Annotated in this window: 9 protein-coding genes and 1 pseudogene; 5 read left to right on the top strand and 5 right to left on the bottom strand. The window is 59.5% G+C overall.

Annotated features, from left to right (window positions below):
* Positions 1-769: pseudogene (locus CMI59_RS16530) on the top strand (thioredoxin domain-containing protein); the annotation flags it as partial.
* Between the two features lie 15 nt (positions 770-784).
* Here CMI59_RS16530 and CMI59_RS16525 read toward each other — a convergent pair.
* The gene (locus tag CMI59_RS16525; protein WP_293329330.1) at positions 785-2,776 is read right to left on the bottom strand and encodes an acyltransferase family protein; all 1,992 of its coding nucleotides are present in this window, start codon (positions 2,774-2,776) and stop codon (positions 785-787) included.
* Between the two features lie 284 nt (positions 2,777-3,060).
* Here CMI59_RS16525 and CMI59_RS16520 point away from each other — a divergent pair, with 284 nt between their 5' ends.
* Genes CMI59_RS16520 through CMI59_RS16505 form a run of 4 tightly spaced genes read left to right on the top strand, consistent with a single transcriptional unit; the run spans position 3,061 to position 5,838 of the window.
* Complete coding sequence (locus tag CMI59_RS16520; protein ID WP_293329329.1) at positions 3,061-3,753, top strand: dienelactone hydrolase family protein; 693 nt, start codon at positions 3,061-3,063, stop codon at positions 3,751-3,753.
* Between the two features lie 20 nt (positions 3,754-3,773).
* Positions 3,774-4,400, top strand: coding sequence for a LysE family translocator (locus tag CMI59_RS16515; RefSeq protein WP_293329328.1), 627 nt, complete (start codon positions 3,774-3,776; stop codon positions 4,398-4,400).
* Positions 4,401-4,447: 47 nt separating this feature from the next.
* Entirely contained in the window at positions 4,448-5,425 is a 978-nt protein-coding gene (locus CMI59_RS16510) for a quinone oxidoreductase (RefSeq protein ID WP_293329327.1), read from the top strand.
* A 47-nt stretch (positions 5,426-5,472) separates the two neighbouring features.
* Positions 5,473-5,838 (top strand): GFA family protein, encoded by a 366-nt coding sequence (locus CMI59_RS16505; RefSeq protein ID WP_293329326.1) that lies wholly within the window; start codon positions 5,473-5,475, stop codon positions 5,836-5,838.
* A 67-nt stretch (positions 5,839-5,905) separates the two neighbouring features.
* Here CMI59_RS16505 and CMI59_RS16500 read toward each other — a convergent pair whose 3' ends face one another.
* From CMI59_RS16500 to hemH, 4 genes are all read right to left on the bottom strand, one after another.
* Positions 5,906-6,556 (bottom strand): PAS domain-containing protein, encoded by a 651-nt coding sequence (locus tag CMI59_RS16500; protein WP_293329325.1) that lies wholly within the window; start codon positions 6,554-6,556, stop codon positions 5,906-5,908.
* A 158-nt stretch (positions 6,557-6,714) separates the two neighbouring features.
* Positions 6,715-7,986 (bottom strand): transcription termination factor Rho, encoded by a 1,272-nt coding sequence (rho, locus tag CMI59_RS16495; RefSeq protein WP_167094744.1) that lies wholly within the window; start codon positions 7,984-7,986, stop codon positions 6,715-6,717.
* A gap of 497 nt (positions 7,987-8,483) precedes the next feature.
* Positions 8,484-8,930, bottom strand: coding sequence for a protoporphyrinogen oxidase HemJ (gene hemJ / locus CMI59_RS16490; RefSeq protein ID WP_293329324.1), 447 nt, complete (start codon positions 8,928-8,930; stop codon positions 8,484-8,486).
* 95 nt (positions 8,931-9,025) lie between these two features.
* On the bottom strand, positions 9,026-9,870 hold an 845-nt coding region (hemH, locus tag CMI59_RS16485), incomplete at its 5' end, for a ferrochelatase (protein ID WP_293329323.1).

Here is a 9,870-nt window from a genome sequence, read left to right as displayed (position 1 = left end):
GGGCCTTGCCTTCGACGAGCCGGAATGGATCGACCTCGCGGCCCGCGCTTTCCGCTTCGTCGAGGAAAACATGATCCGCGACGGGCGGCTCCACCACGCCTGGCGCGAAGGCAAGCTGCAGCATCTCGCCATGGCCGCCGATCTCGCCTTCATGGCCGATGCCGCATTGGCGCTTCACGAAGCAACGTTCGCGCCCCGCTATCTCGACGCTGCGCAATCATTCATTGGACAACTGGATTCCCATTACGCGGATGCCACGAATGGCGGCTATTTCTTCACCGCGGACGACGCCCCCGGCTTGATCATCCGTACACGAACTGTATATGACGATGCCATTCCCTCCGCCAATGGCGTGTTGCCGGGCATCCTCACCCGGCTTGCCTTTCTCACGGGCGACCACAGCTATCTGGCCAAGGCCGACAGCATCATCCGGGCGTTCGCAGGCGAACTTCAACGCAACATCTTTCCGCTGGGAAGCTATATCGAAAGTTTCGAGACCCGCCTCCGCCCGATCCAGATCGTGCTGGCAGGCGATACAGGAGAGATCGAACCGCTTCGCCGCGCCATCTACGCGCTTGCCCTGCCCAACCGCATCGTCAGTCATTTGCCGAAAAATGCGAGCCTGCCGCAGAGTCACCCAGCCTTCGGCAAGGGTAAGGTCGACGGCAAACCCACGGCCTATGTCTGTGTCGGCGAAACCTGCTCGTTACCTGTTACCACGCCGGAACAGCTCAACGAAGAGTTGCGTATGATGCGACGACAACACTGATTCCCGTCGCTGAAACTACTTTGTCTCAAAGAGGGGCTCTATCGCCTCGGCAACATGTTCGGCCCCGACGATACTTAGATGATGCCGGTCGTAATAGTAGCTTTGCCGAGGTGTGCCAATCCGGCAAAACTGGTTGGAACAAAAAAAGCTGTCCAGATTGACCAAGTCGGCGCGGTCCCGATACCGCTCAAATGCGTCTCGAGAAAATTTGGTCAGGTCAAGATGATCTGTCTCCGATACGGAAAATTGCTGAAGCGCTCGTTCCGCATCTTTCGGCGACCGCTCACTGCCAAAATAGATTCTTTGATACACATCCCGTGCATAAAAATGCTGCGCAGGAGCGTCGCCAATAAGAAACACCTTCACATCAATCTTTTCGTAGGCGCGAATCGTCTTTTTCAGACCGTAGAGAAATGCTTCCCGATTTTCCTTTTTTCCGGTCGGATCGCCCTCCCGCATCTGCAAATGATATGTATTGGCCCGGTCGACACCGCCATCAGTATAGCCGCCCCAATAGGCTGCAAGTGCAATCCTTCCAATTTTTTTTTCCCGTACATAATTGAACACTGCGTCATTCAGAGCCCGACAGCTTTGCGTTCGTTCTCTTGCCTGATCCCGTGTCAGCCCAAGAAATGGCAAACAACTGCTATAGCTCACAAAGACAAAGCCTTTTTCCTGCCGTCGTGCCGCTTCGATGAAGGCTGGCAAAACACTGTAGGCATGACTATCGCCAAACAACATGAGATCGATTTTGCCGGTCCCGTGACCATAGACGCAGAAGTCGCTGGGACGCTTGGAAATGCCGTCGCTATCAAAACAAGCCGGCTCTGGCAGCCTCGCAAAGCTTCGCTTGAGCGCAGTCGGCATTGAGAGCCGCAATGGAAATCCGCCGGAGAAGTGCCCTGAAAGCCCGAACGCCATAGGCACGACCGAAAGCGACAAAAGACCGACCGCCATCGAACGAGCACTCATCTTTCTTCGGTTCCGGAAGGGCGCTTCGACATACTTCCAGGTAACAAAGGCCAAGGCCAGCGAGAGCAAGCAAAGCCCGACCATTTGAAGAGAGTCCGCCTCCTCAAGCATGTAGTGGCTAAAGAACACAAAAACGGGGACATGCCAGAGGTAGAGCGAATAGGACAACAGTCCGATCAATATGACCGGTCGCCGCGTAAGAATATAATTCGCAACGCTCTTCTCCCGACCAAACGCTATGAACAGGCCGGCCCCAAGCACGGGGAGTGCGGTGAGAACGCTTGGATGCGGTGTAGAACTATCGAAAAGAAGTGTGCCAACCACCACCAACACGATGCCGGTATCCGCAAGAGCTCCCGCTAGGCGCCCGGATAGATGGATCGGAAAAATTCTTTCACGATGAGCGAGATAAGCACCTGCCAGCAATTCCCACCCACGAGAAGGCAAAAGAAAAAATCCGGCTGTAGGGTAGTAAACGCTGGTGTATTGAGCCAATGCGATCGAGAGGATGAAACCGGCGACGACGATTAATTCGAAGTGCCTTTTCCCATATCGCCAAGCCAACATGAGAAGAGGCGGAAAGATCAAATAGAATTGCTCTTCGACCGCGAGACTCCACGTATGGAGTAGCGGTTTCAGCGCAGCGTCGGTATCGAAGTACCCACTCTCCTTCCAAAATAAAAAATTCGAGGAGAAGCCGATCGTCGCAACGATGCTTTGCGAAAAATCCTTGAGATTCGACGGCGTCAGAAGAAACCATGCGAAGGGGATCGATACCGTCAGCACAATTAGGAGAGCTGGCAAGATGCGGCGAGCGCGTCGCTCGTAGAAATTCCAGTATGAAAAGCCTGGCCCATCGAGTTCGGCAAGGATCAGCGACGTAATGAGATAACCGCTTATGACGAAGAACACATCAACGCCGATAAAACCACCGGAGAAACCTACAAACCCTGAATGGTAAAAAACCACCAAGCCGACAGCTAGCGCCCGAAGACCATCAATCTCCGGCCGATATTTCACTTCCCTGACTGACAAAATGCTCTGTCCGCTCTTGTCTAAAAGCCCATCCCCGAACTAACGCGTTACTCTTCCATACTATGGTCACGTTTTCGGGATTTTCACTCAGTTATTGAATCATAATCGTAAAGAACGAGATGTCTCGAACCAGACGTAGCAACACCCGTTATCCCGCCCCTATCGGCGAATACCGACAATTACCGTGTATCTCGTTCCACCCCTCGATTCAGGCAGCTCGCGCCGCTAGAGTCCCACACTGAAAACCCCATCCACATTCCCCAACACTCCAAGGAGATCAGCAAGTGAGCGGCGAAACCATCGAGATCAAGACAGATGACGGCTCATTCAGCGGCTATCTCGCCAAACCCGCCTCCGGCACCGGCCCGGGCATCGTCGTCCTTCAGGAAATTTTCGGCGTCAATCAGGTGATGCGCGATATCTGCGACGGACTTGCCTCCGAAGGCTATGTCGCCCTCTCGCCCGATCTCTTCTGGCGCATCGAGCCGGGCGTCGACATCACCGACAAGACCGACGCCGAATGGCAGAAGGCCTTCGACCTGATGGGCAAGTTCGATCCCGACAAGGGCACGAAAGACGTTCAGGCGACCATCGACACGCTGCGCCCCATGACCAGCGGCAAGGTCGGCGCGGTCGGTTACTGCCTGGGCGGCCTGCTCGCCTATCTCACCGCCTGCCACACGACGAGCGACGCCTCGGTCGGCTATTACGGCGTCAACATCGCCAATCGTCTGGACGATGCGAAGGGCATCAAGGCGCCGCTCATGCTGCATGTCGCGGGCAAGGACGAGTTCGTGCCGCCGGAAGCGCAGGAAGCGATGGTGGAAGGCTTGCGCGACAATGCTCTGGTGACCATCCACCGCTACCCGGAAAACGACCACGCCTTCGCGCGTGTGGGCGGTGCGCATTACGACAAGAAGAACGCCGACGAGGCGAACAGCCGGACGCTCGACTTCTTCCGCCGTCATCTCGGCTGAACGGACAGGAACAGGCGGCGATGGTCCCGATCGATCTTTATCTCGGCTTCATCGCCGCCACGCTCATTCTCTGCATCATTCCCGGCCCGGTCGTGACATGGCTTGTCGCGACCGGTATTCGCTTCGGGCCTCGCGCATCCCTCACCGGGCTCGCGGGCACCACTTGCGCGCTCTCGCTTCACATGGTGCTGACCGTGCTGGGCCTCGCCCCGCTTCTCGCCGCGCTCGGTCCCTGGACGGAAGCACTGAAACTTGTCGGCGCGGCCTATCTCGTCTGGCTCGGCATCCAGAGCTGGCGCGCGCCCTATGAGCCGATGGATGAAAATTCGGGGCCGCCCTCACGACCGACGACCGACCTGCTGCTGCGCCGCGGATTTCTCATCTCCGTCACCAACCCCAAGACGCTCGCCTTTTACGCCGCCTTCTTTCCGCAATTCGTGAGCCCATCGGAACCGGCTACCCCGCAGCTCATTATTCTGGCCGTGACATTCATCACCGTCAGCACCATCTCCGATGGAGCCTATGCTGTCGGCGCCGGCGCGCTCGCCCCCTGGCTGAAGTCGCACCGCGCCCAGACGATCCGCAACAAGGTGTCGGGCGCCGTGCTTGCGCTGGCAGGCCTCGGCCTCGCGCTCACCCGGCGCTAGACACATGACAACTGGATTCCCGAACCCGCAATAACAGGAACGATCCCATGAAAATCAAAGCCATCCGCATCGAAAAACAGGGCGGCCCGGATGTGATGAAGCTCGAAGAGATCGACCTCCCCGCCCCCGGCGCGGGCCAGATCACCGTCCGGCACGGCGCCATCGGCCTCAACTATATCGACACCTATCACCGCTCGGGCCTTTACCCGCTGAAGCTTCCCTCCGGCATCGGGCTCGAAGCGGCCGGCACGGTCGAGGCGGTCGGCGAAGGTGTCGAGAGTATTCAGACCGGCGACCGTGTCGCCTATGGCATGGGGCCCGTCGGCGCCTATGCGGAAGCCGCCAACGTACCCGCCATGACGGTGGTGAAGCTCACCGACGACATTGCCAACGAAACCGGCGCCGCCATGATGCTGAAGGGCATCACCGCGCATTACCTGCTCCACTCCACCTATCCGGTGAAACGGGGCGACACGATCCTGTTCCATGCCGCAGCGGGCGGCGTCGGCCTCATTGTCGGCCAATGGGCGAAACATCTGGGCGCCACCGTCATCGGCACGGTCGGCTCCGAAGCGAAAGCCGAACTTGCCCGCGCCCATGGCTATGACCACGTGATCAACTACTCGGAAGAAAATGTCGTCGAGCGCGTCAAGGAAATCACCGGCGGCAAGATGCTGCCCGTCGTCTATGACGGCGTCGGCAAGGATACGTTCGAAATCTCGCTCGACTGCCTCGCCCCGCGCGGCCTGCTCGCCTCCTTCGGCAATGCGTCCGGCCCGGTGGAGAATTTCGACCTCGGCCTGTTGAACGCCAAGGGCTCGCTCTTCGTCACCCGGCCTTCCATGATGCACTACCTGCTCTCGCCCGAAGAAATCGCCTGGCGCATGGACGACCTTGTGGACGTAGTGTCGAAAGGCATTGTGAAGATCGAGGTGAACCAGAAATACGGTCTCGCCGATGCCGTGCAGGCGCATAAGGATCTGGAAAGCCGCAAGACGACCGGGTCGACGGTGCTGATCCCATGATCGAGGGAAGCTGCCTTTGCGGCGCGGTCCGGTTTCGGACAAAGCGCATGAGCGGCATTGTCGAATGTCACTGCGCCATGTGCCGCAAGGCGGCGGGCGGCCATTCAGGCTTCTTCTTCACGGCCTTTCGCGACGAGGTGGAATGGACGGGCGAGGAACACCTCACCCGCTACCGCAGTTCTCCACAACTCGAACGAAGCTTCTGCTCGCATTGCGGAACCGCGATGACGGGCGCCAATCTCATTGAAGCGGACGACACGATCATCCTCGCGGCGAATGCGCTTGAGGCGGATGCCCCGGGCCGGATCATCGCACAGGAGTTTTATGCCTCCCGATGCGCATGGACGGATGGCGGCGATAAAGCGCCCCGTTTCGACGGATCCTATCCCGGCTGGGAAGAACTCAGGCCCTGACGCGGGGCATGAACCGGATGGTAGCTTTCATGATAGCCCGGCGCGGATGCCGCCCCTTGTTTCCGTCTCAGCACTCCATGCCGAGCAGCGGGTCGGGCACGCCATGCCCCGTATCGATGAAAACCGCGCGTTTCAATTCCGGCTCCAGGTCCATCCGGAGCTTCTTCGTCCAGATATCTTCCTGAACCTCGACGGGAACGATAGTGCCGATGAGGCGCGGATTTCCGTCTGCGGCCGGTGCGATGGGCAGGGTCACCAGCTCGCAGATATTCGTGCTGCCGTCGAAGCCGCGCATCTCGCGCTGCATGATGACGCCGCAGGGCATTTCATGGAGGGCTTTGAGCCTGGCAATATCGAGTTGGCGGGTCGGATAATCGCCCAGGCCGAAAAGATCGACCCCGGTGAGATCGAACCCCGTCGCCTCGGCGAGCGCCGATCCATAGATGCGGAAGATGAGCTGTTCAGGCCCGGCCCAGCTCATATAGCGGATATAGGGAAGGATCTGGCGCAGAGCCCTGGGACTGACGGCATTGGCGGCGGGAATGGGGTCGGCGCCGCGCGCTTCCTGCCACCAGGCCAGAAACTGGTGCCCGGCGCCGGTAAGCTGTACCCCCGCATAGATTTCAGGTGTCGAAGAGCTGTCGCCCTGAATATCGACGGTCGCGCCGGCCAGATATTCGCGGCTGAGAACGCGCGTAATCCAGGCGGGGGATGTCATGCCACCCCCGTCCGTTTCCCCGGTTCTCCACTTACCCGTCATGCCTGCCCGTGCCCTTTAGTGCCGACACAGACATCTTAGGACGGGAAGTCGTTCCAAACCGTTAACCGGCCGGCTTCAACGGGCATGCGGCGCCATAGCGACACCGCATTGCGGCTTCAGGTATTCATCGAGTCGAAGAACTCGTCATTGCTCTTGGTCTGCTTGAGCTTGTCGAGCAGGAACTCGATGGCATCCACCGTCCCCATCGGATTGAGGATGCGGCGCAGCACATACATCTTCTGGAGCTGGGCCTTTTCGACCAGCAGCTCTTCCTTGCGGGTGCCGGATTTGAGGATGTCGATCGCCGGGAAGACGCGCTTGTCGGCAATCTTGCGGTCCAGGATGATTTCGGAGTTACCCGTGCCCTTGAACTCTTCGAAGATCACTTCGTCCATGCGGCTGCCGGTATCGATAAGCGCCGTCGCAATGATGGTCAGCGACCCGCCCTCTTCGATGTTTCGCGCCGCGCCGAAGAAGCGCTTGGGGCGCTGCAGCGCATTGGCGTCCACACCGCCGGTCAGCACCTTGCCGGAGCTCGGCACCACCGTGTTGTAGGCGCGGCCGAGACGGGTAATCGAGTCGAGCAGGATCACGACGTCGCGGCCATGCTCGACCAGGCGCTTGGCCTTTTCGATCACCATTTCCGCGACCTGCACATGGCGCTGCGCCGGCTCGTCGAAGGTGGAGGAGATGACCTCGCCCTTCACCGAGCGCTGCATGTCGGTCACTTCTTCCGGCCGCTCGTCGATCAGCAGCACGATCAGATAGCTTTCCGGATGGTTGGTCGTGATCGAATGCGCGATGTTCTGCAGGAGAACCGTCTTACCGGTCCGCGGCGGCGCGACGATCAGGCCGCGCTGGCCCTTGCCGAGCGGCGCCACGATATCGATCACGCGCGAGGAACGATCCTTCAGCGTCGGATCCTCGACTTCCATTTCGAGGCGGCTGTCGGGATAGAGCGGCGTCAGATTGTCGAAATGAACCTTGTGGCGCGCCTTGTCCGGGCTTTCGAAATTGATCGAATTGACCTTGAGCAGCGCGAAATAGCGCTCGCCTTCCTTGGGGCTGCGGATATCGCCTTCCACCGTATCGCCGGTGCGGAGCGAGAAGCGGCGGATCTGCGAGGGCGACACATAGATATCGTCCGGACCCGGCAGGTAGTTCGCTTCGGGCGAACGCAGGAAGCCGAAGCCGTCCGGCAGCACTTCCACCACGCCTTCGCCGATAATATCCACATTGCGTTCGGCGTACTGCTTCAGGATCGCGAACATCATGTCCTGCGTCCTGAGCGTCGAGGCGTTCTCGACCTCCAGCTCCTCGGCAAGCGAGAGCAGTTCCGTCGGGGATTTGGCTTTGAGGTCTTGCAGCTTGATCTGCGTCTCGGACATTTTCGGCGTCTCTTTTTTCCGCATCCGGCCCGTCAGGGGTCTCGGACATAGCGTCTATGGTGTCGGAATGGCCTTGCCTCTTTTCGAGGAGCGGCCGGGTTGGGAAATGAGGTTTTCTGCCTTTGCGCCGGGCGCTCGATACGCGCGAGCGGGGCTTTTTCGGCGGTGATCTGGAAAGTGAGGCCTTCCGGAACTGAAACCTTTATGGGCGGGTGTTTGAAATCGGTCGATTGTCGGGAAATCGCCCTTCATCCGGGCGTCGGTGCCTTTCCCGCCACCATATCGCGTGAGATCCAGCGGGATTCAGCGATTACGTGCTCTTGGAACCACTTGGCAGACCGGTTGGGCTACCCGGTGGCCTGGAAAGGACGATAAGGAAGGATTCCGGTCTCCCGGCTTTCTACGCAACATATAACCGCAGAAGCCCGCATATTCAATCGGTTTCACGCTGCGACCGTTCAGGCCGGGTGAGACCGGTCGTCGCGCCCGGGACAGGCCTAGAACGGCTTCACCACCACCAGAATGACGATGAAGACCACCAGAACCGGCGGGCCTTCGTTCACGATCCGGAAGAAACGGCTCGAATAGGGCCGCTCGTCGCGCTCGAACTGTTTGCGCCAGCGCGCAAACATACCGTGCAAGGCCGTCATCAGGACGACCAGCGTCAGCTTGACGTGCATCCAGGGCTGGCTGAGCCAGTCCGGCACGGCAATGAGCATCAGGATGCCGAACAGAAACGTCGAAATCATCGCCGGATTGATAATCCCGCGCAGCAGACGGCGTTCCATCACCTTGAAGGTCTCCGACTTGTCCGACCCGATCTCACTTTCGCGGTGATAGACGAACAAACGCGGCAGATAGGCCATGCCCGCCATCCAGAAAATCACCGAAATCACATGCAGGGCGCGCAGCCAGTCATAGCCATCGATAAGAAAATTCTGCACGGGAAAAATCCTTGGGCGGGATCAGGTCGCAAAGTCAACGGGCCGGGGCCGCACCCTATCCCCGGTCCCGAGGACGAACAAGCGCCCCGCATCGATCAGGAGACGCTTTTCAGCGCCACATTCTCCGTGCAGGGCCGGCCGGCCGCATCTTCCGGACACAACACGCCCTCATGCGCCCTGGCATCGCGTACCAGCGTCGCCAGCGCCTCGATGAAGGCCGGGTGGCTCGAGACCGTCGCGACACGCTCATAGCGTGGCACACCGGCTTTCTTCGCCAACTCGCCATATTCGATATCGAGTTCGACCAGCGTCTCCGAATGTTCCGACACGAAGGCGATGGGCACGACGATCAGGCTCTTGCCCTCGGCGCCCGCCTTCTCGATCTCATCGTCCGTTGCCGGTCCGATCCATTCCATCGGCCCCACCCGGCTCTGATAGCTCGAACGCCAGTCGAGGGCCTCGATGCCGAGGGCTTTCGCCAGCGCTTCGCAGCTCTGCTCGACCTGGGCCTGATAGGGATCGCCCTGATCGACGATCTTTTTCGGCAGGCCATGCGCCGAAAAAAGGATTCGTACGGATGATTTGTCCTCGAAGGTATCGAGCTTCGCCTTCAGGAGATCCGCATAGGCCCCGATGAAGCCCTCCGCGGCGGGATAGCAGCAGACCGCGCGCGTCGGGAGGTCGAGCCCGGCCGCGGCAACGGCGCGATCCCAGTCCTTGAGCGAGCTTTCCGTTGTCGTGGTCGAATATTGCGGATAAAGCGGCAGCAGCACGATCTCGTCGGCGCCCCAGGCTTTCACCGCCTCCACCGCTTCGTTTGCAAAGGGATGCCAGTAGCGCATGGCGATGAAACATTTCGCCTCGATCTCCGCGCCCGTCTCCCCCGTCAGCAGCTTTTCGAGCGCATCGCCCTGCGCCCGGGTTTCCGGCACCAGCGGCG

It is taken from the genome of Parvibaculum sp., from assembly GCF_002684405.1.
Lineage (GTDB): Bacteria > Pseudomonadota > Alphaproteobacteria > Parvibaculales > Parvibaculaceae > Parvibaculum.
This window is presented reverse-complemented; position numbering and strand designations above follow the sequence as displayed.

Bases quoted from the DNA above. Each gene is read 5' to 3' on its own strand.
- CMI59_RS16510 (WP_293329327.1), top strand. From the start codon at position 4,448: ATGAAAATCAAAGCCATCCGCATCGAAAAACAGGGCGGCCCGGATGTG.
- rho (WP_167094744.1), bottom strand. From the start codon at position 7,986: ATGTCCGAGACGCAGATCAAGCTGCAAGACCTCAAAGCCAAATCCCCG.
- CMI59_RS16515 (WP_293329328.1), top strand. From the start codon at position 3,774: ATGGTCCCGATCGATCTTTATCTCGGCTTCATCGCCGCCACGCTCATT.
- CMI59_RS16500 (WP_293329325.1), bottom strand. From the start codon at position 6,556: ATGACATCCCCCGCCTGGATTACGCGCGTTCTCAGCCGCGAATATCTG.
- CMI59_RS16505 (WP_293329326.1), top strand. From the start codon at position 5,473: ATGAGCGGCATTGTCGAATGTCACTGCGCCATGTGCCGCAAGGCGGCG.